This is a genomic window from Plantactinospora mayteni (genome assembly GCF_016862935.1).
GTDB classification, from domain to species: Bacteria; Actinomycetota; Actinomycetes; order Mycobacteriales; family Micromonosporaceae; genus Plantactinospora; species Plantactinospora mayteni.
In genome coordinates, this window is sequence record NZ_BONX01000001.1 from 78,537 (window position 1) to 104,699 (window position 26,163).

At 71.5% G+C, this 26,163-nt stretch carries 21 protein-coding genes; 8 read left to right on the forward strand and 13 right to left on the reverse strand.

Going from position 1 to position 26,163, the window contains the following annotated elements; all coding sequences use genetic code 11:
• Window positions 1-248 precede the first annotated feature (248 nt).
• The 4 genes from Pma05_RS00285 to kdgD are packed head-to-tail and all read right to left on the reverse strand — an operon-like array spanning window position 249 to window position 5,073.
• Window positions 249-1,217: a 2-hydroxyacid dehydrogenase gene (locus Pma05_RS00285; protein ID WP_203855170.1), complete on the reverse strand. Its 969-nt coding sequence runs from the start codon at window positions 1,215-1,217 to the stop codon at window positions 249-251.
• 13 nt (window positions 1,218-1,230) lie between these two features.
• Entirely contained in the window at window positions 1,231-2,559 is a 1,329-nt protein-coding gene (locus Pma05_RS00290) for an enolase C-terminal domain-like protein (protein WP_203855171.1), read from the reverse strand.
• Complete coding sequence (locus Pma05_RS00295; RefSeq protein ID WP_203855172.1) at window positions 2,549-4,138, reverse strand: aldehyde dehydrogenase (NADP(+)); 1,590 nt, start codon at window positions 4,136-4,138, stop codon at window positions 2,549-2,551. The genes Pma05_RS00290 and Pma05_RS00295 overlap by 11 nt, the downstream gene beginning before the upstream one ends.
• Before the next feature lie 2 nt (window positions 4,139-4,140).
• Window positions 4,141-5,073 (reverse strand): 5-dehydro-4-deoxyglucarate dehydratase, encoded by a 933-nt coding sequence (gene kdgD, locus Pma05_RS00300; RefSeq protein WP_203855173.1) that lies wholly within the window; start codon window positions 5,071-5,073, stop codon window positions 4,141-4,143.
• 114 nt (window positions 5,074-5,187) lie between these two features.
• Here kdgD and Pma05_RS00305 point away from each other — a divergent pair, with 114 nt between their 5' ends.
• From Pma05_RS00305 to Pma05_RS00335, 7 genes are all read left to right on the forward strand, one after another.
• Window positions 5,188-6,105, forward strand: coding sequence for a LysR family transcriptional regulator (locus Pma05_RS00305; protein WP_203855174.1), 918 nt, complete (start codon window positions 5,188-5,190; stop codon window positions 6,103-6,105).
• Window positions 6,106-6,192: 87 nt separating this feature from the next.
• Window positions 6,193-7,770 carry an ABC transporter substrate-binding protein gene (locus Pma05_RS00310; RefSeq protein WP_203855175.1) on the forward strand — a complete coding sequence of 526 codons (1,578 nt, stop codon included), beginning with the start codon at window positions 6,193-6,195 and terminating at the stop codon, window positions 7,768-7,770.
• Between the two features lie 19 nt (window positions 7,771-7,789).
• Window positions 7,790-8,725 (forward strand): ABC transporter permease, encoded by a 936-nt coding sequence (locus Pma05_RS00315; protein ID WP_203855176.1) that lies wholly within the window; start codon window positions 7,790-7,792, stop codon window positions 8,723-8,725.
• Window positions 8,722-9,687 carry an ABC transporter permease gene (locus Pma05_RS00320; RefSeq protein WP_203855177.1) on the forward strand — a complete coding sequence of 322 codons (966 nt, stop codon included), beginning with the start codon at window positions 8,722-8,724 and terminating at the stop codon, window positions 9,685-9,687. Before Pma05_RS00315 ends, Pma05_RS00320 begins: the two co-directional genes overlap by 4 nt.
• A 99-nt stretch (window positions 9,688-9,786) precedes the next feature.
• The gene (locus tag Pma05_RS00325; RefSeq protein WP_203855178.1) at window positions 9,787-10,761 is read left to right on the forward strand and encodes an ABC transporter ATP-binding protein; all 975 of its coding nucleotides are present in this window, start codon (window positions 9,787-9,789) and stop codon (window positions 10,759-10,761) included.
• Window positions 10,758-11,765, forward strand: a complete 1,008-nt coding sequence (locus Pma05_RS00330) for an ABC transporter ATP-binding protein (protein WP_203855179.1) — start codon at window positions 10,758-10,760, stop codon at window positions 11,763-11,765. The genes Pma05_RS00325 and Pma05_RS00330 overlap by 4 nt, the downstream gene beginning before the upstream one ends.
• A complete protein-coding gene (locus tag Pma05_RS00335) occupies window positions 11,762-12,478 on the forward strand; it encodes a sulfite exporter TauE/SafE family protein (RefSeq protein ID WP_239311433.1) in 717 nt (238 codons plus the stop codon). The genes Pma05_RS00330 and Pma05_RS00335 overlap by 4 nt, the downstream gene beginning before the upstream one ends.
• A 148-nt stretch (window positions 12,479-12,626) precedes the next feature.
• Here Pma05_RS00335 and Pma05_RS00340 read toward each other — a convergent pair whose 3' ends face one another.
• Together Pma05_RS00340 and Pma05_RS00345 are read right to left on the reverse strand one after the other, a co-directional pair.
• Window positions 12,627-13,604, reverse strand: coding sequence for a 2-hydroxyacid dehydrogenase (locus Pma05_RS00340; protein ID WP_203855181.1), 978 nt, complete (start codon window positions 13,602-13,604; stop codon window positions 12,627-12,629).
• Window positions 13,598-14,869 carry a glucarate dehydratase family protein gene (locus Pma05_RS00345; protein WP_203855182.1) on the reverse strand — a complete coding sequence of 424 codons (1,272 nt, stop codon included), beginning with the start codon at window positions 14,867-14,869 and terminating at the stop codon, window positions 13,598-13,600. The genes Pma05_RS00340 and Pma05_RS00345 overlap by 7 nt, the downstream gene beginning before the upstream one ends.
• A gap of 96 nt (window positions 14,870-14,965) precedes the next feature.
• Between Pma05_RS00345 and Pma05_RS00350 the strand changes: the two genes are divergently transcribed.
• Window positions 14,966-15,763, forward strand: a complete 798-nt coding sequence (locus Pma05_RS00350) for an IclR family transcriptional regulator (RefSeq protein WP_203855183.1) — start codon at window positions 14,966-14,968, stop codon at window positions 15,761-15,763.
• Window positions 15,764-15,873: 110 nt separating this feature from the next.
• Here the strand turns inward: Pma05_RS00350 and Pma05_RS00355 are convergent, their stop codons facing one another.
• The 7 genes from Pma05_RS00355 to Pma05_RS00385 form a co-directional block, all read right to left on the reverse strand.
• Window positions 15,874-18,699 carry a glycoside hydrolase family 3 C-terminal domain-containing protein gene (locus tag Pma05_RS00355; RefSeq protein ID WP_203855184.1) on the reverse strand — a complete coding sequence of 942 codons (2,826 nt, stop codon included), beginning with the start codon at window positions 18,697-18,699 and terminating at the stop codon, window positions 15,874-15,876.
• A gap of 8 nt (window positions 18,700-18,707) precedes the next feature.
• Window positions 18,708-19,442, reverse strand: coding sequence for an FkbM family methyltransferase (locus Pma05_RS00360; protein WP_239311445.1), 735 nt, complete (start codon window positions 19,440-19,442; stop codon window positions 18,708-18,710).
• 5 nt (window positions 19,443-19,447) lie between these two features.
• On the reverse strand, window positions 19,448-20,371 hold the full coding sequence (locus tag Pma05_RS00365; RefSeq protein ID WP_203855186.1) for a hypothetical protein: 924 nt from the start codon (window positions 20,369-20,371) through the stop codon (window positions 19,448-19,450).
• Window positions 20,372-20,433: 62 nt separating this feature from the next.
• A complete protein-coding gene (locus tag Pma05_RS00370; RefSeq protein WP_203855187.1) occupies window positions 20,434-21,288 on the reverse strand; it encodes a glycosyltransferase family 2 protein in 855 nt (284 codons plus the stop codon).
• Window positions 21,285-22,352, reverse strand: coding sequence for a leucine-rich repeat domain-containing protein (locus Pma05_RS00375; RefSeq protein ID WP_203855188.1), 1,068 nt, complete (start codon window positions 22,350-22,352; stop codon window positions 21,285-21,287). The genes Pma05_RS00370 and Pma05_RS00375 overlap by 4 nt, the downstream gene beginning before the upstream one ends.
• Window positions 22,349-23,275, reverse strand: a complete 927-nt coding sequence (locus Pma05_RS00380; protein WP_203855189.1) for a phosphotransferase enzyme family protein — start codon at window positions 23,273-23,275, stop codon at window positions 22,349-22,351. The genes Pma05_RS00375 and Pma05_RS00380 overlap by 4 nt, the downstream gene beginning before the upstream one ends.
• 39 nt (window positions 23,276-23,314) lie before the next feature.
• Window positions 23,315-26,155 carry a glycoside hydrolase family 3 protein gene (locus Pma05_RS00385; RefSeq protein WP_203855190.1) on the reverse strand — a complete coding sequence of 947 codons (2,841 nt, stop codon included), beginning with the start codon at window positions 26,153-26,155 and terminating at the stop codon, window positions 23,315-23,317.
• Window positions 26,156-26,163 lie beyond the last annotated feature (8 nt).

Genomic DNA, 26,163 nt, shown 5'->3' on the forward strand with positions numbered 1-26,163 from the left:
GAGGTACCCGGGCGGCCTACCCGGAATCCGACGATCGCGCAGTTCGCGTCAGGTGCGGACTATTGACGAGCACGGTAGATAACAGTTTTTCGACCACGGTGTTCAAATGATGAAAGCGTAAAACACCACAACTTCTTGTTATGAGAACCGGTGACAGCCGGAGGCCGACATCGATGGGCCGGAGTTCGCGGCCCGCGGCAGCGCCGCTACCCATCCCTGAGCGCCCGGCGTCTACACCGCCGCCACGATCACGCCAGCCCCTCTCCGGCGACGGGCAGCGCCACCGGTGTCACCAGCGTGCCGTCCGCGCGGAACTGCGCCACGTTCGCCAGTACCACGTCGGCCATCGCCCGCCGGGTCTCGGCGGTGCCGCTGGCCAGGTGCGGGGTCAGCACCACCCGGTCCAACGCGCGTAGCTCGGCCGGGACGTGCGGCTCGTCCGCGAACGCGTCCAGCCCCGCGCCGCCGAGCCGACCCTCCAGCAGGGCGGCGACCAGCGCCGGCTCGTCCACCACCGAGCCGCGGGCGACGTTCACCAGGACGCCGTCCGAGCCCAGCGCGGCGATCACCTCGGCAGAGACCAGGTGATGCGTCTGCGGGCCGCCGGACACCGCCACCACCAGCACGTCCACGTCGGCAGCCAGCTCGACCGGTGTGCTCAGGTAGCGGTAGGGCACGTCCCGGGGCCGCCGGTTGTGGTAGGAGATCACACAGTCGAAGCCCGCCAGCCGCCGGGCGATCGCCATCCCGATCCGGCCCAGGCCGAGGATCCCCACCCGGGCCCCGCTCACCTTCCGCGTCAGCGGATAGTTGCCACGCGCCGCCCAGTCGCCCCGGCGCACGTACCGGTCGGCGGCGCTCAGCCCGCGCATCACGTCGATGATCAACCCGATCGCGGTGTCCGCCACGCAGTCGTCGAGCACGTCCGGGGTGTTCGACACCGCGATGCCCCGGCGGGCGGCCTCGGCCACGTCGGTGGTGTCGTATCCGGCGCCGAAGTTGACGATCGCGCGCAACGCGGGCAGTCGCCGCATCAGGTCGGCGTCCACGCCGAACCGGCCGGAGGTGACCGCGACCTCGACCCGGGCGCCGGGGCCGTCGAGAAAGGAGTCCGGCGGGTCCGGCAGCCGCCGCGCGGCGTGGAGTTCGCGCAGGTCGGCCTCTAGAAACGGCATCAGCGGGCCGACCTGTAGCACACCGGTGGACTCGGTCGTCATGCGTACCTCCGGATCATCGGACCAGGGCGGGTTGTTTCGGGTGGAAGGACCAGCCGGGCAGTAGGTACTGCATCGCCACCGCGTCGTCCCGGCCGCCGAGCCCCTGGGCACGGTACAGCTCGTGCGCCTCGGCCAGCCGGTCCTCGTCGAGGTCGACGCCGAGGCCGGGGACGGTGGGCACGTCCAGGTAGCCGTCCCGGATCCGCAGCGGCGCACGGGTGAGGCGCTGGCCGTCCTGCCAGATCCAGTGCGTGTCGATCGCGGTGATCTCGCCGGGCGCGGACGCCGCCACGTGGGTGAACATCGCCAGCGAGATGTCGAAGTGGTTGTTCGAGTGCGAGCCCCAGGTCAGCCCCCAGGCGGCGCAGAGCTGGGCGACCCGGACCGACGCCTGCATGCCCCAGAAGTGCGGGTCGGCCAGCGGGATGTCGACCGCCCCGGCCCGGATCGCGTGGCCCAACTCGCGCCAGTCGGTGGCAATCATGTTGGTGGCCGTCGGTAGGCCGGTGGCGCGGCGGAACTCGGCCATCGTCTCCCGACCGGAGAAGCCCCGCTCGGCGCCGCACGGATCCTCGGCGTACGCCACCACGCCGCGCATCGCCCGCCCGTACCGGATCGCGTCGGCGAGTGGCCAGCCGCCGTTGGGGTCCAGCGTGATCCGGGCGTCCGGGAACCGCGCCTTCAGCGCCGTGACCGTGGCGACCTCCTCCTCCCCCGGCAGCACCCCGCCCTTGAGCTTGAAGTCCGCGAAGCCGTACCGCTGTCGTGCGGCCTCGGCCAGCGCGACCACCGCCTCCGGGGTGAGCGCCGGCTCGTCGCGCAGCCGGGTCCACGCGTCCGGTCCGTCCCCGGCCCGATAGGGCAGGTCGGTGGCGGTGCGGTCGCCCACGAAGAACAGATAACCGAGGGTACGCACGCGGTCCCGCTGCCGCCCGTCGCCGAGCAGGTCGCAGACCGGCACCCCGAGGTACTTGCCGAGCAGGTCGAGCAGCGCGGCCTCCAGGGCGGTCGTCACGTGCACCGTGGTGCGCAGGTCGAACGTCTGCGGCCCGCGTCCACCCGCGTCCCGGGCCGCGAACCGGGTACGCACCGCGCCGAGCACGCTCAGGTACGCCCCGATCGGCCGGCCCAGCACCAGATCCCGCGACTCCTCCAGGGTGCCTACGATCGCCTCGCCGCCGGGCACCTCGCCGACGCCGATACTGCCGTCGGAGGCGGAGAGCACCACGACCGTCCGGGTGAAGTACGGCCCGTGCGCGCCACTCAGGTTCAGCAGCATGCTGTCCTGCCCGGCGACCGGCACCACCCGCATCCCGGTGACCCGTGGCGGCTCAGCGGCCATCGACCCTCCTCGGCAGGCCGAGCGGATTCGCGTCGGCGAGCCCGGCCGGCAGCAGCCCGGCGGGCAGGTTCTGGTACGCCACCGGCCGCAGGAACCGCTCGATCGCGACGGTGCCGACCGAGGTCGTACGCGCGTCCGAAGTCGCCGGGAACGGCCCGCCGTGCACCATCGCGTGCCCGACCTCGACGCCGGTCGGCCAGCCGTTCACGATGATCCGCCCGGCCTTGCGCTCTAGTAGCGGCAGCAACGCACGAGCCGTGTCCAGATCCGCATCGTCGGCGTGCAGCGTCAGGGTGAGCTGGCCCTCCAGGCCCGCCACCGTGTCCCGCAACTCGGCCGCCGAGTTCACCGTGACGATCAGCGAGCTGGCCCCGAACACCTCCTCCCGCAGGGCCGGGTTGTGCCCGAGCGCGGTGTTCGTGGTCCGGAAGAGGTGGGCCTGCCCCGGCGCGGCGATCCCGTCGCCCGGCTCGCCGATGGCGGTGGTCTGCACGCCGTCCGCGGTCCGCAGCCGGTCGACGCCCTCGGTGAACGCCTGCTGGATGCCGGCCGAGAGCATCGGCGCGGCCGGGACCGTACGCAGCGCCTCGGCGGCTGCCTCGACGAACTCCTGCACGCCCGGCCCGTTCACCGCGAAGACCAGGCCCGGGCTGGTGCACAACTGGCCCTGGCCGACGGTCATCGAGGCGACCAGCTCGCGGCCGATCTCGGCGCCCCGGCGGCGCAGCGCCGCGGGCAGCACGATCACCGGGTTGACGCTGGACATCTCGGCGTACACCGGGATCGGCTCGGGCCGGGCCTGGGCGGCGGCGACCAGCGCGAGACCGCCGCCGCGCGAGCCGGTGAAGCCGACCGCCCTGATCCGCGGGTCGGTGACCAGTGCGATGCCCACCTCGCGGCCGGCGCCGAAGAGGAGGGAGAAGACCCCTTCGGGCAGGCCGTGGTCGGCGACCGTGCGCTGGATCACCCGGCCGACCAGCTCGGAGGTGCCCGGGTGCGAGCTGTGCGCCTTCACGATCACCGGGGCGCCGGCCGCCAGCGCGGACGCGGTGTCACCGCCGGCCACCGAGAAGGCGAGCGGGAAGTTGCTGGCCGAGAAGACCGCGACCGGGCCGAGCGGGACGAGCCGGCGGCGGATGTCGGGGCGGGGCAGCGGTGTGCGCTGCGGCAGCGCCGGGTCGATGCGCGCGCCCAGCCAGCCGCCGTCGCGTACCACGTCCGCGAACAGCCGAAGCTGGTTGGTGGTGCGGGCCAGTTCGCCGGTGACCCGGGCGGCCGGGATGCCGGTCTCGGCGGTGACCCGGGCGATCAGCTCGGCGCCGAGCGCGTCGAGGCCGTCCGCGATGGCGGTCAGGAAACCGGCCCGGACCGTGGGTGTGGTCTCCCGGTACGTGTCGAAGGCGGCCTCGGCCAGCTCGGCGGCCCGCCGTACGTCCTCGGGACCGCCCAGGCCGTACGACGGTTCCAGGTTCCGCCCGGTACGCGGGTCGACGGCGGCGATCTCGCCGTGCGTGCCACGGTAGGCGCCGGCACCGACGAGCAGGTCGCCGGTGAGGCCGGTGGTGGCGGTCGGGGACATGCTCAGCCCACCCGTTCGATCGAGTTCGTGGCCGCGATCAGGTCGGTCAGCTCGGCCAGTTCCGCCGGAGTCAGGTCGGACAGCGGCGGGCGGACCGGACCGGCACTGCGCCCGACCGCGGTCATGCCGGCCTTGACGATCGACACGGCGTATCCGCTGCGCCGGTTGCGGATGTTCAGGTACGGGAGGACGAAGTCGCGGATCCGGGCGTACACGTCGTCACGGTCGCGCTTGACCACCGAGGTGTAGAAGTCGCTGGCCCATTGCGGCGCGAAGTTGAAGATCGCCGAGGAGTAGGTGGTGGCGCCGAGTTCGAGGTAGGGCAGCGCGTAGGTCTCTGCGGTCGGCAGGCCGCCGACGTAGACCAGCCGAGGGCCGAGCACCGCGTAGAGGTGGGCCAGCACGTCGACGTCACCGATGCCGTCCTTGAAGCCGATCAGGTTCGGCAGTTCCTCGGCCAGCTCGACGAAGGTCTGCGGGCTGAACCGGGCGTTCGCCCGGTGGTAGACGATCACGCCCAGCGAGGTGGCGCGGCAGACCGCGCGAACGTGTTCCTTGAGCCCTCCCTGGTCCAGTTCCGTCAGGTACGGCGGCAGCAGGAAGATGCCGTCCGCGCCCGCCCGCTCGCCGTCGCGGGCCATCTCCACCGCGAGCGAGGTGCCGTACCCGGCCGGGGCGATCACCGGTACGCCTGGCTTGGCCTCGGCCACGGCGGCGCGTACGACCTGCGCGACCTCGGCCGGGGTGTGACAGAAGAACTCGCCGGTGCCACCGGCCGCGAACACCCCGCGGGCGTCGTACGTCGCCAGCCACCGCAGGTGCGAACGGAACGCGGGCTCGTCGAAGGTCAGCTCCGGGGTCATGTGCGTGACCGGGAAGCAGAGCAGCCCGGAACCCAGCGTGTCGCGCAGCCGAGCGGGCGAGAACGTCGTCATGAGGGCTCCAGATTCGAGGCAATTGGTACGACGACGGTAGGTGGCCACCGTGATACCTGTCCAAGACACATGAAGCATGGTTTGATGCTCAGACTGCATAACGCGGGAGGAACGATGTTCAGTCTGGATCAGCTCCGGGGATTCGTCGCGGTGGCCGAGGAGCGCAACTTCGGCCGGGCCGCCGACCGGCTGCGGATGACCCAACCGCCACTCAGTCGCCAGGTGCAGAAGCTGGAGCGGGCGGTCGGGGTGGATCTGCTGATCCGCACGTCGCGCTCGGTCGAGCTGACCCCGGCCGGCCGGGTCTTCCTGGACGAGGCCCGACGCCTGCTCAGCCTGGCCGCGGCGGCACCGCTGCTGGCCCAGCGGGCGGCGCACGGCTCGCGCGGCGTCCTGCGGGTCGGCTTCACCGCGACCGCCGCGCTCAGTGTGCTCGGCGAGTGGGTGAAGTTCCTGGACGACCAGCTTCCCGAGGTGCACCGGGTGCTCCGCGAGATGGTCACCGGCAGGCAGATCGAGGCGCTGCTGGCCGAGGAGATCGACATCGGCCTGATCCGGGGTGCGCCGGACGGGGCGGCGCTGGCGCAGATGCTGGTGCACACCGAGTCGTTGCTGCTCGCGGTGCCCCGCGGGCACCCGCTGACCCGGCTGGGCCGGGCCCCGGGGCTGGCCGATATCGGCGGGTCGAGCGTGGTGACCTACTCGCCGGTGGAGGCCCGCTACTTCCACGACCTGGTCGTCTCCACCTTCCGGTCGGCCGGCGTGCAGCCGGCGTACGCCCAGCACGTGACCCAGGTGAACAGCGTGCTCGCCCTGGTGGACGCGGGTCTCGGGGTCGCGCTGGTGCCCGCCTCCGCGTCCGTGATCACCCTTCGCAACCTGCGGTTCCTGCCGGTCGCGGAGATCCCGGACGACTGTGTCGAGGTGTACGCGGCCTGGCGTCCGGACAACGACAGCCCGATCCTCGCGGTGTTGCTCGAGCATGTCCGGTCCACCGCGCGGATGTTTCAACAGAGTTACCCGGGACCTTGACGACGGTGTGTGGCCGAAATTACGGTGTCGTTCACGAACGCAGATACCGTCTACATATACAGACACAGTCTGAGAGGCCAGCGGATCATGACCCTTTCCCCCCACGGTCTACGGGCCCGGAACGCCCGCGCCGCCGCGTTGGTCGCCGCCGCCGCAGCGATGTCGCTGGCCGCCACCGGATGCTCGGTCGCCAACTCCGACGCCGGCGACCCGGCCGGCGGCGGCAACACGTTGCGTGTCGTCCTGCCGCAGGAGCCGCCGACCCTGGAGCCCTGCGAGGCGTCGCTGACGGCCACCGGCGTCGTGGTCCGGTCCAACATCACCGAGCCGCTGCTGGAGCGGAACCCGACCACCGGCACGCTGGAGCCCAGGCTCGCCACCGAATGGACCCAGACCCAGCCGACGCTCTGGACCTTCAAACTGCGCAGCGGTGTGAAGTTCTCCGACGGCAGCGACTTCACCAGCGAGGACGCGGTCGCCGCGATCGAGCGCAGCGCGAACAACACGAAGCTGGCCTGCAACGTCCAGGGCTACGTGTTCGGCGAGAGTGGCAAGCTCACGCTCGCCGCACCGGACGCCTCCACGGTCACCGTGCAGACCGGGCAGCCGGACCCGTTGCTGCCGCTGCGCGTCTCGTTCGTGGAGATGACCAAGTCCGACACCAGCACCACCGAGAAGGTCCGCGAGCCGGTGGGCACCGGCCCGTACAAGATCGAGACCTGGGCCGCCGGACAGAAGCTGACCCTCACCAGTTGGGACGGCTACTGGGGCGACAAGCCGGCGTACGCGAAGGCCGAGTACCAGTGGCGTGAGGAGGGCACCGTCCGGGCCGCGATGGTGGTCAACGGCGAAGCCGACCTGGCCACCAACCTGGGCGCGGACGACGGCGCCGGCGACACCGGGGTGCAGTACCCGAACAACGAGACCACCGCACTGCGCTTCACCACCGACCAGGCGCCGCTCAACGACATCCGGGTGCGCCAGGCCATCGACATGTCGATCGACCGCGACGGCATCGTCAAGTCGCTGTTCGGCGGTATCGGGCGCCCGGCCAGCCAACTGATCGGCCCCGGCGTGGTCGGCTACAACGAGTCGCTCACCCCGACCGCGTACGACCTGGCCGGCGCCAAGGCGCTGGTCGACCAGGCCCGCGCGGACGGGGTCAAGGTCGACACCCCGTTCCGGATCATCGGGCGGACCGCGCAGTTCCCGAAGATCGCCGAGAGCATCGAGCTGATCCAGAGCGCCCTGACCCAGATCGGTCTGACTGCCAAGATCGAGATGATGGACACGTCCGCCCAGATGAAGTACCAGCTCCGGCCGTTCCCCGACGACGCCGGGCCGGTGGCACTGATGATCATGCACGGCAACCAGGCCGGCGACGCCGCGTTCACGGTGGGGCAGTACTTCGCCACCGACGGCGCGCAGAGCAGCAGCGGCACCCCGCAACTGGACCAGCAGATCAAGGCGGCCGGCACCCAGACCGGAGACGCCCGGAAGCAGGCGTACGCCGGCGTCTTCGCCAGTGAGAACAAGGACGTCCGCGGCTTCGCCTTCCTCGCCAACATGGGGGCGGTGCTCGGCCTGGCCGAGAACGTCTCCTACGCCCCCGACGCGGCCACCGGCGACGAGTTGCGGCTGGCCGACGTGAAGCCGAAGAGCTGACCGCAGATCGGACCCGGAAATGCTGACCTTCCTGCGACGACGGGTGCTGACCAGCCTGCTGCCCCTGCTGGCCGTCGTACTGGGCGTGTTCGTGCTCGCCCGACTCACCGGCAACCCGACCGCGCTGTATCTGCCGGAGAATGCGACAGCCCAGGCGCGGGAGCAGTTCAGCGCGGCCAACGGGTTCGACAAGCCGATCTGGTCGCAGTTGCTCGACTACCTCTCCGGGGTGGTACGGCTGGACTTCGGGACGTCGCTGCGTACCGGCGAATCCGCCGCGGTGATGGCGTTGCGGGCCTTCCCCGCCACTCTCCAACTGGCCGCCGTCACCATGCTCCTCGCGTGTCTGGTGGGGACGGCGGTGGGGTGCTGGGCGGCGCTGCGGCCCAACGGCCTGGCCGATCGGGTCTCCAGCCTGCTGTCCATGACCGCGGCCAGCGTGCCGGACTTCTGGCTGGCCATCCTCGGCATCTGGGTGTTCGCCATCATGCTCGGCGTGCTGCCCACCTCGGGCGTGGACGCCGGCGGGCTGAGCTGGGTACTGCCGATCGCGGTACTCATGCTCCGCCCGGCCGGCGTGCTCACCCAGGTGGTCCGCGGCGCGATGATCTCGGCGCTCGGCTCCCCGTACGTGAAGGTGGCCCGCAGCAAGGGCGCCGGGGAGCGCCGGGTGGTCGCCCGGCACGCGCTGAAGAACGCCGCCCCGCCGGCCCTGACCGTCGCGGGCGACCTCGCGGTTGGGCTGATCAACGGCGCGGTCGTGGTGGAGAGCATCTTCGGCTGGCCGGGCATCGGAAAGCTGCTGATCGACGCCATCCTCCAGCGCGACTTCGCGGTACTCCAGGCGGCCGTGGCGATCACCGCGATCAGCATCTTCGTGCTCAACATCGCCATCGACATCGGGTACGCGCTGCTGGACGCCCGCGTCCGACAGAAGGTAGGTGCGGCGGCATGACCCTGTTGGAGAACCCACCGGAGGCGCCCGCCCCGGAGGCCCCGGACAGGCCGGCCAGGGCGAACTGGTTCCGGATGCTGCTGGCCGACCCGGCCGCCTTCGTCTCCGCGCTGATCCTGCTGCTGGTCGCGTTCGTCGCGGTGTTCGGCAGACAGTTGGCCGGCGACAGCGCGATCAAGGGTGACCTGTCGCTGTCCCGGCTGGCGCCGTTCAGCCTGGACCACGGCTGGCAGTACGTGCTCGGCGGCGACCTGCTCGGCCGCAGCCTGCTCGGCCGGCTCATGGTGGCCACCCAGACCACGATGAGCGTGGTCGTGCCGGTGGTGCTGATCTCGCTGGTGATCGGCGCCTCGGTCGGCATGTGGGCGGGCTATCACCGCGGCCGGCGGGAGACCGTCGCGATGCGGATCGCCGACGTCATCCTCAGCTTCCCCTCGCTGCTGATGGCGGTCGTGGTGCTCTACATCTTCTCGCCCAGCATCGCCAGCATCATCGCGATCCTCGCGATCACCCGCATCCCCGTCTATCTGCGTACCGCCCGGGCCGAGTCCGCCGAGCTACAGACCCGGCTCTTCGTGGACGCGGCCCGCACGTTCGGCACCCCGAGCGGCGCGATCATCCGCCGGCACATCTTCCCGATCGTGCTGCCCACCCTGCTCACCGTGGCCACGGTGGACTTCTGCTACGTGATGCTGGCCGAGTCCTCGCTCAGCTTCCTCGGCATCGGGGTCCAGCCGCCGGACGTGAGCTGGGGTCTGATGGTCGCCCAGGGCCGCGACCAGTTGCGTACCCAGTGGTGGCTGTCGGTGCTGCCCGGCCTGGCCATCGTGATCACCACAGTGTCGGCGAACCTGCTCGCGTCCTGGGTTCGGATTGCCACCGACCCGGGACAGCGGTGGCGGCTGACCGTGCCCCGCCGGCGGCGCCGGGCCGCCGGACCGACCGTGCTGGAGACGACGTGACCGAGCACAGCGAGGAGCGGCCATGACTGAGCGCAGTGAGGGCATCGGTCGGCCCAGTCGGCAAGGTCATGGGGGCGACGAGCGGAGCGAGGAGCGGTTATGACCGCGATCGGTATGGAGGTCAGCGGGCTGACCGTCGAACTCACCACCCCGCGCGGCACGACCCGCGCGGTGGACGGCGTGAGCTTCACCGCCCACCGCGGCCGTACGCTGGCGCTGCTCGGCGAGTCCGGCTGCGGCAAGAGCATGACCGCGCAGGCGATCGTCGGGCTACTCGAGCCGATCGCCTCGGTGACGGCCGGCTCGGTCCAGGTGGACGGCGAGGACCTGCTCAAGGTGAGCCGCAAACGTCGCCGGCAGCTCGCCGGCCCCACCCTGTCGATCGTCTTCCAGGACGCACTCACCGCCCTGAACCCGGTGCTCAAGGTCGGCACCCAGCTCGCCGAGCCGTACCGGATCCACCAGCGGATGCCGGCCAAGCGGGCCCGGGCGAAGGCGATCGAGCTGATGCGACACGTCGGCATCCCCGAGCCGGAGTCACGGGTGGACTCCTACCCGCACCAGTTCTCCGGCGGCATGCGGCAACGGCTGCTGATCGCGATGGCGGTGGCGCTCTCGCCCAAGGTACTCATCGCCGACGAGCCGACCACCGCGCTGGACGTCACCGTGCAGGCGCAGATCCTGGCGCTCCTCGCCCAACTGCGCAAGGAGCACGACATGGCGGTCGTGCTGATCACCCACGACCTGGCCGTGGTCGCCGAGGAGGCGGACACGGTCGCGGTCATGTACTCCGGCCGGATCGTCGAGACCGGGCCGGTGGACGAGGTGTTCGAGGATCCACGGCACCCGTACACCCGAGGGCTGCTCGACTCGGTGCCGGTGGAGACCGAGCGCGGCGCCGACCTGAGTTCGATCCCGGGCGCACCGCCGGACCTGTTCGCCATCCCGCCGGGCTGCCCGTACCAGGCGCGCTGCCCACTGGTGCAGGACGTGTGTCGGGCCGAGCGCCCGGCGCTGGAGACCCGGGCCGGCCGCGCGGTCGCCTGCCACCTCGCCGAGGGGACCGCCCAGTGACCGACTCGCCGCTGCTCGACGTCCAGGGAATCAGCAAGACCTTCCAGGTGCCCAAGGGGCCGAACGGCAACGACCGACTGCGGGCCCTGGACCGCATCGACCTCACCCTCCGGCAGGGCGAGACGCTCGGCCTGGTCGGCGAGTCCGGCTGCGGAAAGTCCACCCTGGCCCGCACGCTGATGCTGTTGGAACGACCCGACCAGGGTACGGTCCGGTTCGGCGGGGTGGACCCGTTCGCCCTGCGCAAGAGCGAGCTGTTGCGCTGGCGGCGCCGGGTGCAGATGGTCTTCCAGGACCCGTACGCGTCGCTGAACCCACGACTGACCGCCGCCCAGATCATCGCCGAGCCGTGGCACACCCACCGCGACCTGTTCCGCACCTCGCGCGAGCGTGCCGCCCGGGTCCGCGAGCTGCTGCACCTGGTCGGACTGCGGCCCAGCGACGCCGACCGCTACCCCCAGGAGTTCTCCGGCGGGCAGCGGCAGCGCATCGGCATCGCCCGTGCCCTGGCGCTCGGCCCGGACGTGGTGATCTGCGACGAGCCGGTGTCCGCCCTGGACCTCTCCGTGCAGGCTCAGGTCCTCAACCTGCTCAACGAGCTGCAACAGGCGCTGTCCGTGTCGTACCTGTTCATCTCGCACGACCTCTCGGTGGTGCGCCACGTCGCGGACCGGGTCGCGGTGATGTACCTCGGCCGGATCGTGGAGACCGGCACCACCGACGAGGTCTTCGAGAACCCGCGGCACCCGTACACGAAGGCACTGCTCTCGGCCGCGCCCACGCTGCGCCGGGCGGACCGGGAGCGTAAGCAGAAGATCCTGCTCAAGGGCGAGCTGCCCTCACCGTTGGACCCGCCCAGCGGTTGTCGCTTCCGGACCCGCTGCTGGCAGGCCACCGAGCTGTGCGCGAACACCCCGCCGCCACCGACCGCCGATCCGACGACGCCGGGGCACACCGCCGAGTGCCACCACCCACTCGACACGCGGGTCTCCGCCGCGCGGTGAGCGGCTGGGCGTTCACCCTCGTCTCGCTGGCTGTCGTCCTGGCCAGTTGCCTACAGGGCTCGATCGGCTTCGGCATGGGCATGGTGGCCGCGCCGGTGGTCGCGATCGTCGACCCGGGTCTGCTGCCCGGCATGCTGATCATGTTGGCCGTGGTGCTCACCCTGGCGGTCGCGCTGCGCGAGCGCGAGGCGGTGAACCTGCGCGGCGCGGGCTGGGCACTGTTCGGCCGGGTGCCCGGCACGGTGGCCGGCGTGTGGCTGGTCGCGGTGCTGCCGCAACGCTGGCTGGCGCTGTTGCTCGGTGTGGTGGTGCTGGCCGGCGTGGTGCTGGCGATCGGCGGCTGGGCGCCGGACCCGACCCGGCGGACGACGGCGGCCGCCGGCGCGGTCTCCGGCCTGCTGGGCACGGCGACGTCGATCGGCGGTCCGCCGATGGCCCTGGTCTGGCAGTCGTCGAGCGGCGCCCGGCTGCGCGGCACGATGGCCGCGTTCTTCCTGGTCGGGTCGGCGATGTCGCTGGCCGGGCTGGCGCTGACCGGCTCGGTGCACGCCGACACGGTCCGGACGACGTTGTGGTTCCTGCCCGCGACGGCGGCCGGCTACCTGCTGTCCCGCTACATCAACCGGTTCATGAGCAGGCGCCGCCTCCGGGTCACCGCGATCGTGGTCTCCATGACCGGTGCCCTGGTTCTGCTGGTCGACCAGTTCCGCTGACCCAGGGCCACGGTGTCGGACAACGCGGCGCGGCGGTGCGCCGGTCGTGACGATCGTCGTCGGTGAACCTTTTCAACTCCCCTTGCGGTCCGGCGGACCGCCAGGTCGGACGCGGTACGCGAGCCGCGCGGTCCAGGTCGAAAAGGGTTCAGCGCACCACGTTGCGCAGCGGACCGCCGGTGGCAATGGCGTCGACCGCCGCGGCGATGTCCCGGGCCCGACCGCGGAACGTGTCATCGGTGTGGCCCGCCTGATGCGGGGTCAGCAGCACGTTGGGCAACGCGGAGAAGTCGTGACTCGCCGGGGGCTTGCCCTCCCGCGGGTGGCCCCACCACACGTCCAGCGCCGCTCCGGCGATCGTGCCGTCGGCCAGCGCGGCGTACGTCGCGGCCTCGTCCAGTACCGGCCCTCGGGCGACGTTGATCAGCAGGGCGTGCCGGGGCATCAACCGGTACTGCTCCTCGCCGAGCAGGCCGCGCGTCGCGTCGGTCAGCGGCACCGTCACCACGACGACGTCCGACGTGGACAGGAAATGGTCCAACTCGTCGATGCCGCCCACCCAGGCCAGTTCCACCCCGGCCGGCCCGGCCGCCGACGGACGCGCCCGTACCGCCTGCACCTGGGCGCCGAACGCCCCGGCCAGCCGGGCCACCTCCGTCCCGATCTCGCCGAGCCCGATGAGCCCGACCATCCGGCCGTGCAGCGTCGGCCCGAGCGGGACCGCCGGGTCGGTGAGTACCGACCGCCACACGCCGCGGCGGAACTCTGCCTCCGACCGTGGCACCCGCCGGGCGAGTAGCACGGCGCTCGCCAGCACGTACTCGGCGATGGAGCGGCCGTGGTGGAAGGTGTTCACCACCCGGACGCCGGATGGCAGGTCGGCGAGCGGGATCCTGTCGTAGCCGGCGCCGGTGACGTGCACCAGGCGCAGCCGCCCGGCGGCGCGGGCCATCTCGGTCGTCATGCTCGCGGCGACCAGCACGTCGACCGTACGCAGGATCTCGATCTGCCGCTCCTGGTCCCAGTCCGACGCGAAGGTCCAGTGGTGGGCGCCGCCGGCGGTCAGCACGTCGGCGTAACGGTCCATGATCCGGTCGGTCTGGAGCACCCGCAGCCGCGTCACCATCGCGGCGACACCGCGCGGTACGACGGATCGACGGTCCGCATGTAGCCGGTGTCGTCCCGGTTGCGCAGCCCGCAGGAGAGGTACTGCTCGTGCAGGCGGCCCAGGGCGTCGCGATCCAGCTCGACGCCGAGCCCGGGACCGTCCGGCACCCCGACCACGCCGTCCGCGAAGCCGATGGCGCCGGGCTTGATCACGTCCTCGTCCGCGCGCTTCCACGGCCAGTGCGTGTCGCAGGCGTAGTCCAGGTTCGGCGTGGCCGCGGCCAGGTGGGTCATCGCGGCCAGGCTGATCCCCAGGTGCGAGTTGGAGTGCATGGAGAGCCCGAGGCCGAAGGTCCGGCACAGACCGCCGAGAAGTTGCGAGCGGCGCAGCCCGCCCCAGAAGTGGTGGTCGGAGAGCACCACGCCGACCGCGTCCGCGCGGACGGCCGGCGGCACGTCGTCGAAGGCGACCACACACATGTTCGTGGCCAGCGGCATCGGCACCTGCCGGGCCACCTCGGCCATCCCCGCGATGCCGGGGGTCGGGTCCTCCAGGTATTCGAGTACCCCCGCGAGCGCCTTGCCGACCATCACCGAGGTCTCCACCGTCCAGGCGGCGTTCGGGTCCAGCCGCAGCGGCAGGTCCGGAAACTCCGCCCGCAGCGCGAGGATCGCGGCGATCTCCTCCTCGGGCGGGAACACACCGCCCTTGAGCTTCAGCGCGCCGAAGCCGTACCTGTCGATCATGGTGCGGGCCTGCCGCACGATGCCCTCCGGATCGAGCGCGGCGCCCCACTCGTCCGCCGGAGCGCCGGGATGGCTCGCCCACTTGTAGAAGAGATAGCCGCTGTACGCCACCCGGTCGCGGACCCGTCCGCCGAGCAGGTCGGACAACGGCTGACCGACCGCCTTGCCCTGGATGTCGAGCAGGGCGACCTCGAACGGGGACAGCGTCCGGTCGGCGGTGCTGGAGCCGGTCACCATGCCGCTCATGCCGTGCCCGCCGGTGGTGGTGTCCGCGGCCAGCACCCGGGTCACCCGGGCCGCGGCGTCGTTGAGGGCGAAGACCTCGGCGCCGATCAGTGCATCGGCGGCGGCGCGCAGCCGGGCCAGGTGAGCCTCGTCGCCGTACGTCTCGCCGAGTCCGGTCAGTCCGCCCACCGTCTCCACCTCGACGATCGCGCGCAGGGCGAATGGTTCGTGCACGCCGACGGTGTTCAGCAGCGGCAGGTCGTGGAAGGCCACCGGGGTGATCGTGATACGCGCGACACGGTCCTGAACCATGTTCGGTATTCTGGCACATGTCTACATCCTTGAACAACGCTCAAAATCGTCCGCATATGTAGACAGCTCTGCCCTCCTCCGACTACCCTGAGCGGCATGACGGATGATCTCGAGGAGACCGTGGGAGTCCGCGAGGTCAAGTCCGCAGCGCGCACGGTCGAGTTGCTGGAATACCTGGCGGCCCGGCGCAACCGCCCGGCCAGGCTGCGGGAACTCTCCGACGCGCTCGGCGTGCCGCGCAGCAGCCTGCACGCCCTGCTCCGGACCCTGGTCAAGTACGGCTGGGTGCGCGCCGACTCGTCCGGCTCGCTCTACGGCATCGGCATCCGGGCACTGCTGGCCGGCACCAGTTACCTGGACACCGATCCATATCTGGCACAGATCGTGCCGTTCCTGGAGGAGCTGCGGGAGAAGGTCGACGAGACGTTCCACTTCGGACGGATCGACGGGCCGGACGTGGTCTACCTGGCCACCCGCGAGTCGAGTCAGTATCTGCGCCCGTACAGCCGGGTCGGGCGGCGGCTGCCCGCGTACAGCACGGCGCTGGGCAAGTCGCTGCTGGCCGAGCGCGGCCCGGCGCAGCTCGACGGGCACCTGCCCGAGACGATGGAAGCGCTGACCCGCTACACCATCACCTCACGCGCCGCGCTGGAGGCAGAACTGGACCGCACGCGCAAGCGCGGCTACGCGATCGACGAGCAGGAGAACAGCATCGGGCTGCGCTGCTACGCGGTCGCCCTGCACTACGCCGACCCACCCGTCGACGCGATAAGCGTCTCCATCCCGCTCGCACGGCTCTCCACGGAACGCGAGCTCGAGGTCGTCGACATCATGCGCCAGATGCGCGACCGCATCACCCGCATCGTCAACCCGCTCGGCGGACTCTCCGGCTAGGCTCTATCCCGGCGGCGGATCCGACGCGGGGAGGCTGGGCCGGGCGTGTTCCGGTGAGATGACGCAGGTGGACCACCGGACGCTGGACAAGTTGGCCGCACGGGTCGTCATCAGCCCAGCTCCTGATCATCCGATCTGCTGCGGAGGTGGAGCGTCGATAGCCGCATGGGGCCGGTGGCCACGAGGTAGAGGTCGCCACGGGCGGCGATCGGCCGCAGCGGCACGTCGATCCTGACGTCCGCGGCGCCGGCGACGACGGGGGCGACGCCGATGAGATCGCCCTCCGGGGCGTCCCAGCGGGCCTCGATCGCCGACCAGCCCGCCCCGGCACGGCTCGCTTCCAGCACCATCCGGGTGAGGTCCTCAGCCAGGGCGACGTCCCTGAAGAGCAGCCAACCCCCTGCCTCGGGAGCGGTCATCGTCGTCAGGCCCGTGTCGTCGTCCTCAAGGGTGAAACCGTGGTAGTCGTCGAAATCGGATGCGCGGGTGGGTGTGCGGTCGAGGCGGCGCGGGCCGAGCGGCTCGCCGCGGACCGTCAGTGACTCGGTCGCGACGATGTCGGTCGCGGAGCGGCCGAGCATGATGTCGTAGACGCCCGGCTCCACGGTGAACGCGTGTCGGGCGACGTCCCACATCGCCATCTCGCTCAGCGGAATCCGGAACCGCTCGACCCGGGCGTGCCCGACGGGCACGGCGACGCGGCGGAAGGCCAGCAGTTGGCGCAGCGGGCGGGGATGACGGGAGTCTCGGATCCGCCCGTAGACCTGGATCACCTCGTCACTGTCCACCGGGCCGAGGTTGCGGAGTTCGACCGTGACCTCGACGGCGTCCTGGGTGCAGAGGGTCGGCCGGCGCAGGTGCAGGTAATACGAGAACCTGCTGTACGTCAGCCCGTGCCCGAACGGGAACAACGGATCCAGGTCCGAGTAGAGGTATGTCCGGCGGCCCTTGATGATGTCGTAGTCGGCGATGTCGCCGAGATCCTCCGCGCGGCGCGGCCAGGTCTGCGGCAGGCGGCCCGCCGGCGCCTGCGCGCCGAGGAGCGCCTCGGCCAGCGCTGCCGGGAGCGTGGGTCCCGAGTGGCCGGTCCAGAGCATCGCGGGTACGTTGCCGGCGATCCACTCCACCGCGAGGGGGTAGCTGCTGACGAGCACCGCGACGGTGGCGGGGTTCGCCGCAGCGACCCGCTCGACGACCGCGTGCTGGGCCGGCGCGAGCTCGATGTCGGGCCGGTCCTCCGACTCGCGGCCGTTGATGAGGGGATGGTTGCCGACGATGACGATCGCCGCGTCCGCTTCCCTCGCGGCGGTGGCGGCCTCCGCCGCGCCGTCGGTGACGAGTTCCCGGGCGAATACCGCGGCCGTTTCGGGTGTCTCCGCGGCTACCCGCAGGATGCTGTCGCCCACGAGCGGGGCGACGTACCGGCGGAGCGACTCGTCGAACAGCACCCATCCGCCGGCGTGCGGGACCAGCCGGAGGCGTTCACGTACCTCCCAGCCGTTGATCGTGGCCTGGTCGTTGGCGAGCGCCCGGTCGGACCTGCATCGCACGAACCGGCCGTTGACCTCGGCGCGGAGGCACTGGACGCCCGCTCCCCAGTCGAAGACGGCGAAGGTCTGGGCGGGTCCGATCGGCTGCGCCGGTGTAACGGTCAGCGCGCCGCCCTCCGGCGTGCCCACGGACGTGACGTATCCGCCGCCGTCCAGGGCGCGGAGCGCGATCGCGTCGACGCCCTCGACCAGGTGTACGCGGTCCTCGCCCAGCGCGGCCACGATTCCGGCGACCGGCGGCGTGCTCTCGTCGAAGTCGGGTGAGTACCAGTCGCGGCACAGCATGGCGGCAAGCTGGCCGACCACAGCGACCCTGCGGAGCGTCGCCGGCACCAGGGGCAGCAGCCCGTCTTCGTTCCTGAGCAGGACGATCGCCTCCGACGCCGCCTTGGCGGCCAGCCGGCGGTGCGTGCTGCTTCCCACGACGGCGGGCGTGGCGACGTCCTCCTGGCTGTCGAACTGTCCCCACAGCATGCGGATCCGGAGGAGCCGGCCGACCGGCCCATCCAGGTCCTCCTCGGTCAGCAGGCCCTCGTCGACCGCGCGGCGCAGCGCGCCGCTGATGATGTCGCTGTCGCTGTCCTGGTCGACGAACAGGTCCAGACCGGCGCGGACGGTGGCGACGTAGGCGTGCAACCTGTCCTCGTGGGGCGCGTCGTCGTCGATCACGAGCATCGTCGGCGCCCACGCGTCCGAGAACACCGTGCACTCCGGGTGCCAGGCCCGTACGCTGCGTCGCACGTGCGGGCTCAGATGGTTCGGCAGGCCGTTGGTGCGGCCGTAGGCGAGCATGATGCCGGTGGCGACGCCGGACCTGATCGGCTCCTCGAACGGTTTCAGGTCGTACTCGTGGAGCACCCGGGCCCGCACGTTCGCGGCGGACATGGTGGCACGTGCGGTCTCGTGGTTGTAGGCGAGGAAATGCTGGAGTACGGGCGTGGTCGTCCACCGCGACGGCGGGCCGTCGTCGTACCCGGTGAGTCCCCGGCACATGGCGAGGGCCAGATCGCAGGTGAGTCTGGGGCACTCCGAGTAGCCCTCCTCGTTGCGTCCCCACCGGGGATCGCGCAGGAGGTTGACCACCGGGCCCCAGATCGAGAGTCCGGTCTCGGGTCGCTGGGCGTAGCCGGCGCGCACCTCCGCCGCGATCGCCGAGCCGACCTGCTGGATGAGGTCGGTGTCCCAGGTGGCGCCGAGGCTGATCGCCTGTGGGAAGACCGTCGCGCCGGGCAACTGTTGGGCGCCGCGCCGCATGGGAAGGCCCCAGACGAGCGGCGGGATGCCCAGTCGCCGTACCCCGGGCGAGTACTGGTGCATCAACGCCGTCTTCTCGTCGAGCGTCAACCGGGCGAGCAGCTCGGCGACGCGGTCCGGGATCGTTGTCATCGACCGACTCAACCCCGGCGCGCGTAGACGACGTAGGTGAGGATCTCCGTCGGGATCAACGGGGCGCGCATGACCGTGGGCTTCAGGCCGTAACAGATGAGCAGGTCGCAGACGTCTTCGAGGCGCCCGCCGAGGTCCTGGACCTCGATCACGACCTGGGCGATGAGCGGCCAGTGCGCTGGGTCGATGCCGAGCAGCACATCGAGCTCCGCACCCTCGACGTCCACTTTGAGCAGGTCGACGACCCGGTCGTCCGGCAGGAACGAGGAGAGCCGCCGTACGTCGACCCGTACCTCGTAACCGCTGTGCAGGCGATCGATGTAGTCGACCGGTTCGTAGTCGTACAGGACCTTCTTCTGCAGGGCCTTCTGTTCCGGAAAGCGGGTGGAGTTTCCGGGCAGCAGCGGGTAGTAGGTGAACGGCACGTCGTCCTCGTCCGCCCGTCCGAGAGCGCACGGGTGCACGGCGATCTTCGTCCAGCCGTACTCCTCCATGTTCTGGGTGAGCGCCTGGGCCGGATCGGGCATCGGCTCGAAGGCCAGGATTTCGGCCGACTCCCTGCGCTGCTTGACGAAGAGCATGAAGAGGCCGATGTTGGCGCCGACGTCGACGACGAACGGCGCCTCGGGCAGCTGGATGGCGTCGTAACAGCCGTGGTCGAAGATCTCGTTGTACTGCCACATGATTTCCTTGACGCTCGGTCCGAGGAAGGTCAGGTCTTCCTTGAGCTGCGCCGTCTTCATCTCCGTCACGGTGTGGCCACCTCTCTGTCCGCCGCCTCGCCGGTGCCGGCCGGGTTTCCGAGCCCGTTCATTTCGCGATAGTGCCGCCAGAGGTCGTGATAGGGGATCTGCCCGCCCTCGGTCCGGGCCCGCAGCCACTCCCCCGCCCAGTGCACGAGCAACACGCGGTTGACCTGCGAGGGGATCAGCCGGCCCGACTCGACCCGGCCGATGTCGTGCCCGGCCCACTGCTCCTGCGGGATGTCGGGGTCGTCCGTCTCCGCGGCGATGGACCACAGGCTGGAGTAGGGCCGCCCGGAGGTCACGATCAGGTAGTTGAGCAGCGGTTGCTCCCGGCACAGCAACTCCATGTGCGGTGCCAGCCGGAGCGGGGCCGCCAGGTCGCGCTCCACCTCCGCCGGATCGATGAGGCCGCGCCGGGACGCCACGAAGCCGGTGCTGGCCGCGTACTCGATCTGCTCGGGGCGCAGCTCGCCGGTGTCGTAGACGGAGTCCCGCCACACCCAGTGCCGGATGCGGGGGATGTTCGAGTGCGAGGTCAGGAAGTCGAACCGGTCGAGGTACCGGAACACGAAGTCGACGGAGTCCAGGACGATCGTGTCGGAGTCGATGTAGAGGAACTCGTCGAACGGCCCCTGCCACAGCGCGAGCTTGCGGTACTGGCCCATGGTGACGCCGTCGTGGAAGGCGCGGCTGATCGCGTCGCACCGGCGCAGCACGGCGTCGTCGGCCCAGATGGTGAAGTCGCACCGGTCGGCCAGCCGGGCGATGCGGTCGTGGTCGTCGGCGAACGGGACGAAGCACAGTGGAATCGCCGGGTTGTGGGTGCGGAAGCTGTTCAGGAATCCGATGACCGGCTCCGCCACCGCGTCGTTGGCCAGAAAGTACACGCCCCGGTTTCCAGGCCCACCCTCAGTCTTCCTCGTCATCCGCTCTCCTCTTCACTTCGACGTTCGCGGATTCACTTTCGGGGTCCGAGCCGGATCAATGTTCAATGCCGGATCGCCCACTGCCAGCCCGCCGCTTCCGCCGCGATGTCGGGCCACTGCGGGTGGTCCGAGTAGTCGTCGCCGCAGGGCAGGAGCCGCAGGTACGGGTCGGCGACGTGGATCCGGTCGCCGTGCGGCGCCACCCGGTCGAGAAACCTGCGGGCCTCCAGCGCGGCCCACCGCTCGCCATGCTCCGGGTCCTCGGCGAACCGGCGTACCCTCGCCCGCAGGCGTTCGAGGATCCCCGCCGTCCACTTGAAGTGGTGCACCTGGACGAATCCCGCGGTGCGGGGCAGCGGGCGTCCCCCAGCGGCGCCGTGCTGGGCGGTGAGCAGGTCGACGTGGCCGCGTACGAGGCACGCCTTCAGCGGCAGCGCGCAGGCGAGCCGGGTGCTGACCGAGCCGGCGAGCGGAAACTGCTCCCACAGCGGGCGTCCGTCGAGGGGCGGGAAGCCGCCGTCCGCCGCGACCCGGTCCAGGAAGCAGCCGTTGACGTGGTCGAAGCCGCCCCGCTCGCACAGCTCCGCCAGTTCCGGCAGCGGACGGTCGTAGACGTGCAGCTCGTCGGCGTCGGCCAGCACGTACCAGGCGTCCGGGTCGAGGTATCGGAGGTAGCGGAAGATGCGCCGGCTGCCCTCCAGGGTCCATTGTCCGAAGTGGACGTGCCAGAACGACACACCGCTGTCGGCCGCCACCCGCCGCGCGTGTTCGTACCTGGGATCGTCCGGTGAGCCGACGTTGAGGACGAGCCGGAAGGACTCGATGCCGAGTCCCCGGTAGTGCCGGACCAGTTGGGGCAGCAGCAGCACGTCGTCCGCGCCGACGATGCTGGCGAAGCGCAGCCGCACGTTCGTCATCGCGCCGCTCTCTCCGCCGGGTCGACCCGGATGTCCAGCTCCTCCAGCCGGCTCATCGACCGCAGGTACGAGGGTGGCCCGTCCAGCGGGTTCTCGGCCAGAAACAGCCACCGCAGCTCGGTCAGCCCGCAGATCCACTCCGGCGCCTCGGAGATCCGGTTCTCCGCCAGCCCGAGCCAGGTGAGCCCGGTCAGTTCCCGGAGCGCCGGTGGTACCTCGGTCAGGCTGTTGCCGCTCAGGTCCAGCCGGACCAGTGCGGGCGCCTCCCGGAGCCCGGGACCGACGTGGCGGAGGTGGTTGCCCCTCAGGTCCAGATCGCTCAGCGCCGCCGGCAGGCCGGGCAGCTCGGTCAGCCGGTTACCGGACAGGTCCAGGCGGCGCAGCCGGCTCAGGGACCGCAGCGTCGCCGGCAACCGCGTGATCCGGTTGTCGGCGGCGTCGAGCCAGCGCAGCTCGGTCAGCTCGGTGACGGCGTCCGCCAGACCGGACAGCCCGTTCGCGGCCACGTCCAGACCGGTGAGCCCGGGCAACCGGTACACCTGCGGCGGGAGGGTGGTGAACGCGTTGCCGCGCAGCCGGAGCAGGTCGAGTGCGGCGAGATCGGCGAGCCGGACCGGCAGGTCGGCGAGGCGGTTGCCGGCCAGGTCGAGATGGCGCAGGCCGGGCAGCTCGGCCACCACCGGCGGGACGGCCGTCAGCCCGTTGCCGGCCAGGTCCAGCCACGCCAGCCGGGTCAGCTCCGCCAGCCACCGGGGAAGGCGCGACAGGCGGTTGCCGGCCAGGTCGAGCCGGCGCAGGCCGGCGGGCGCGGACGCGGCGCCGGGCAACTCGGCCAGCCGGTTGCCGGACAGGTCGAGCCAGACCAGTCCGTCGAGGTCGAAAAGCCAGCTCGGCACCGTCGCTATCGCGTTGCCGCTGAGGTCGACCCAGTCGGCCGCGCCGAGCTCCGCGATCCCGGCCGGCACCTCGGGCAGCCCGAGATTGGACAGGTCGACGACCCGGGCGGCCTGTTCTCCGGCGACGGCCAGCCGGCGTCGCACCTCGCCGTCGGTGGGGATCGTCACCAGTCCCGTCCCGCGTTCAACCGGTACGCCAGCCAGCTGTGGCACTCGTCGACGTGCGCGACCCACGGCACGTCCGGCTGGTGGCCGAGGAATCCGGCCGCCTCGACCAGGTTGACCAGGTCGAACGCCATGGGCAGCAGCGCGCGTTCGGCCGGCGCCAGTGGCCGGACCTTGTCGTAGCCGGTGATCACGGCCTCGACGAGCCGGGCCGGCAGGCACCGGTCGTCCTGCTCCATCGCGGCGTAGTGCCACACCCGGGCCAGATCGATGATCAGCGGCCCGTGGTTGAGTTCGTCGAAGTCGAGCACCGCCACCACCTGGTCGTCCGCCACCAGCAGGTTGTGCCGGTGCAGGTCGTGGTGCAGCGGTCCGGCCGGCAGGTCGTCGAGCGCCCGCAGGTCGTCGCGGTGCGTGTCGAGAAACGCCGCGGTGCGGCGCCGCCACTCGTCGGCCCCCTCGATCGCCAGCGACGAGCCCGCCACCCCGCGCAGCTGCCCGACCCGGTCGACACGCGGGATCCGCGGATCTTCCCAGCCTGCGGTGAGCAGGTGAAACCTGGCCAGCAGGCCGCCGCACTGCTCGGCGAGGTCTTCGGTGAGCCGGGACGGCACCATGCCGGGACAGAACGGGAACACCGCGATCGGGTGCTCCGCACGCAGCAGCAGCTCGCCGTTGTCCGCCGGAAACGGCGCCGGGGTGGGATAGCCCGCGCGGGCCAGGAAGGCCACCACGTGCAGCTCCGCGGCGACCTTGTCGGCGGCGGACAGCAGGTACTGCCGGACCACCACCTCGCCGGCTTCGGTGGCGACGCGGACGTTGCGGTTGTCCTCACCGCCGGTCAGCAGCCGCGGCTCACCCTGCGGCCGGCGGCCGAAACGGGCCAGCACCACCGTGACGTCCGGGCCGTCAGGCATTGTCGACATCTCCAGCACCTCGATTTCCAGCACCTCGTTGACAGGTCGTCATCGGTCCCGCGCCTCCGGCGACAAGGGCTCAGGGGGCGGGCACAGGGCGAACGATGCCAGCCGGGCCCCGGCCGGGAGGACCAGATAGAGGTCGTGTCGCCCGCCCGGTCCGGCGAGCGGCGCCTCGACCGTGCGCCATTCGTACCGGCCGTCGCAGGTGGGCACGTCCAGCACGCCGAGCAGATGACCGCCGGCCGGATCGCCCAGCCGCACCTGAAGTTGCCCGCCCGGCGCGCCACCGCCCATCCGGGCCACGATCCGGTCCGGGCCACGGCCGAGGTCGGCATCGCGGTACAGCAGCCAGGCGCCGTCGGACCGGGCCTCGACGGCCTCGCCGGTGAGCCGGGCCTCGTCGACGATGCGGACGTTCTGGTAGTCGTCGAAGTCGACGGCGCGTACCGAGGTGCCGGTCACGTCCCGTGGCACCGGCGGCGGCGCGGTGACGGTGAGCACCGCCCGGCGCGCGATCGCGGCCGAGCTGCCACCCACCATGACCTCGTACGGTCCAGGCGCAACCCGGTGCCGCCCGCTGCCGACGTCCCAGTACCCGAGGTCGTCGACGGCGAGCGTCAGCTCGACCGCCCGGCACGCAGCCGCCGGCAGGTGGACGCGCCGGAAAGCGTGCAGTTGGTGCCGCGGCAGCGGAAGCGGCGGCTTCAGGGCCCGCAGGTAGAGCTGGACCACCTCGTCGGCATCGACGTCGCCCACGTTGGTCACGTCGACGGAGACGGTGACCCGGTCGCCGGGCGCCGCCGCCGTGGCGTCGAGGCGCAGTGCCCCGTAGTCGAAGGAGCTGTACGAGAGCCCGTGGCCGAACGGGTACAGCGGCTGCCGGTCGGAGTAGAGGTAGGTCAGCCGGCTCTTGATGATGTCGTAGTCGGTGATGTCACCCAGGTCGCCGACGCTGCGCGGCCAGCTCTGCGGCAGCCGCCCGGCCGGGCTGCACGCGCCGAAGATCACGTCGGCCAGCCCGTTGCCGAACTCCTGTCCCCCGTGTGCCGACCACAGCAGTGCGCGGGCCCGCCCGGCGAGCTCCGGCACCGCGAGCGGGTGACCGCTGATCAGCGCCACCACCGTGTCCGGGTTGGCGTCGATGACCGTGCGGGCCAGCTCCGCCAGCGCCGGTGGCAGGCCGACGTCCTGCCGGTCCAGCATCTCCCGCCCGTTGATGTGCGGGTAGGTGCCGACGCAGAGCACCACGGTGTCCGCCCCTGCGGCGGTGGCCGCTGCCGCGTCGGTGCCCCGGCGCACCAACTCCACCTCGATCGGTGACGCCCGGTCCGGGTCCGCGCCGGGCAGCAGCCGGCCGTCGTCCTGGACCGCCGCGTAGCCCTCGGTGTAGTCGTGCCACAGCAGCCGGGCGTCCTGCCGACGGTGCAGGCGGAACGTCTCGCGGACGTCCCAGCCGTGCGGCTCGATCCGGTTGCAGCGCAGCGGTGCGCCCTTGGACCACAGGAAGAGCCCGTTCGACACCGAGCGCAGGCAGATCCCGCCCTCGCCCCAGTCGAACACGTCGAAGCAGGCGGCGTCGGTGAGCTCGGAACCGCCGGCACGCAACTCGCCGTCCGTGGACTCGTCGCCCACCGTCAGGTAGCGGCCGTCGGCGCGCAACCGCAACGCGATCCGGTCGACGCCGGCCTCGAACGTGACGCGGGATCCGCCGGCCTGCTCCCGGATGCCGTCGAGGGGGGTCACCCGGTAGGGCAACTGCCCGCCGTACCAGTCGCGGCAGAGCCGGTCGGCCAGCGGCCCGACGACCGCGATCTCACCGGCGGCGCCGGGCCGCAGGGGCAGCAGCCCGTCGTTGCGCAGCAGGACAACCGATTCGCGTACCGCCTGCCGGGCGAGGGCGGCGTGCCGGTCGGCCCGGCCAGGATCCGGGTCCGGGGCGGGCGGCGGCTCGTCGAACTCGCCGAGGCGGGCCCGCATCCGCAGCAGGCGCCGGGCGGCTGCGGTCACGTCCTCCTCGCACAGCAGGCCCAGCGTGACCGCCTGGTGCAGGGCGTCGAGGGTGATGGTGGGGTCGCCGAAGTGGTCGGTGAAGCTGTCCAGGCCCGCCCGGATCGCCGCCGGGTAGGCGTGCGCCCGGTCGTCGTAGTAGCGGGTCTTCTCGACGAGGTCGGAGGGGGCGAAGCCATCCGCGACCACGACCAGGTCGGGATCGGCCTCCCGCAGGATCCGCAGATGCTCGCTCAGGTGGTTGGGGCGGCCGTTGACGAGGCTGAACGACGGCATGACGGCCGCGACCACACCCTCCCTGACCACGTCGAGGAACGGGCGCAGGTCGTACTCGTGCAACACCCGGGGCCGCACGTCCACCGACTCGGTGAACTTGTCGACCTCGTGGTTGTAGGCCAGGAAGTGCTTCAGCGTCGGTGCCGTACGCCAGCGCGGGCCGGCGCCCGCGCGGTCGTGCTCGCCACGCAGGCCACGGCAGAAGCCGACGGCCAGCCGGACGGTCAGCAGCGGATCCTCGCTGTAACCCTCCTCGTTGCGGCCCCAGCGCGGATCGCGAAGCAGGTTGACCACGGGCGCCCAGAGGTTGCGGCCGGTCATCGGGTCGGGCGGGTCCGCACGCAGCAGCAGGTCGACCTCGGTGCCGATGACCGCGCCGACCTCCTCGAGCAGCTCGGGGTGCCAGGTGGCGCCGAGCCCGACCGCCTGCGGAAACACCGTGCCGGGTACCGAGGCCACCACGCCGTGCACCGCCTCCCCGCCGGTGTTGAACGCGCCCACCCCGAGCCGGTCGACCCGGGGCATGTACCCGTAGAGCATCGCGACCTTCTCGTCGAAGGTCAGCCGGCGGAGAATCGACTCCGCCCGCGCTTCGGGCTTCACCCTCCACA

Bases quoted from the DNA above. Each gene is read 5' to 3' on its own strand.
- Pma05_RS00380 (WP_203855189.1), bottom strand. From the start codon at position 23,275: ATGTCGACAATGCCTGACGGCCCGGACGTCACGGTGGTGCTGGCCCGT.
- kdgD (WP_203855173.1), bottom strand. From the start codon at position 5,073: ATGACGACGTTCTCGCCCGCTCGGCTGCGCGACACGCTGGGTTCCGGG.
- Pma05_RS00290 (WP_203855171.1), bottom strand. From the start codon at position 2,559: ATGGCCGCTGAGCCGCCACGGGTCACCGGGATGCGGGTGGTGCCGGTC.
- Pma05_RS00370 (WP_203855187.1), bottom strand. From the start codon at position 21,288: ATGACGAACGTGCGGCTGCGCTTCGCCAGCATCGTCGGCGCGGACGAC.
- Pma05_RS00305 (WP_203855174.1), top strand. From the start codon at position 5,188: ATGTTCAGTCTGGATCAGCTCCGGGGATTCGTCGCGGTGGCCGAGGAG.
- Pma05_RS00350 (WP_203855183.1), top strand. From the start codon at position 14,966: ATGACGGATGATCTCGAGGAGACCGTGGGAGTCCGCGAGGTCAAGTCC.
- Pma05_RS00345 (WP_203855182.1), bottom strand. From the start codon at position 14,869: ATGGTTCAGGACCGTGTCGCGCGTATCACGATCACCCCGGTGGCCTTC.
- Pma05_RS00315 (WP_203855176.1), top strand. From the start codon at position 7,790: ATGCTGACCTTCCTGCGACGACGGGTGCTGACCAGCCTGCTGCCCCTG.
- Pma05_RS00360 (WP_239311445.1), bottom strand. From the start codon at position 19,442: ATGAAGACGGCGCAGCTCAAGGAAGACCTGACCTTCCTCGGACCGAGC.
- Pma05_RS00325 (WP_203855178.1), top strand. From the start codon at position 9,787: ATGACCGCGATCGGTATGGAGGTCAGCGGGCTGACCGTCGAACTCACC.
- Pma05_RS00295 (WP_203855172.1), bottom strand. From the start codon at position 4,138: ATGTCCCCGACCGCCACCACCGGCCTCACCGGCGACCTGCTCGTCGGT.
- Pma05_RS00320 (WP_203855177.1), top strand. From the start codon at position 8,722: ATGACCCTGTTGGAGAACCCACCGGAGGCGCCCGCCCCGGAGGCCCCG.
- Pma05_RS00355 (WP_203855184.1), bottom strand. From the start codon at position 18,699: ATGACAACGATCCCGGACCGCGTCGCCGAGCTGCTCGCCCGGTTGACG.
- Pma05_RS00285 (WP_203855170.1), bottom strand. From the start codon at position 1,217: ATGACGACCGAGTCCACCGGTGTGCTACAGGTCGGCCCGCTGATGCCG.
- Pma05_RS00340 (WP_203855181.1), bottom strand. From the start codon at position 13,604: ATGGTGACGCGGCTGCGGGTGCTCCAGACCGACCGGATCATGGACCGT.
- Pma05_RS00365 (WP_203855186.1), bottom strand. From the start codon at position 20,371: ATGACGAGGAAGACTGAGGGTGGGCCTGGAAACCGGGGCGTGTACTTT.
- Pma05_RS00310 (WP_203855175.1), top strand. From the start codon at position 6,193: ATGACCCTTTCCCCCCACGGTCTACGGGCCCGGAACGCCCGCGCCGCC.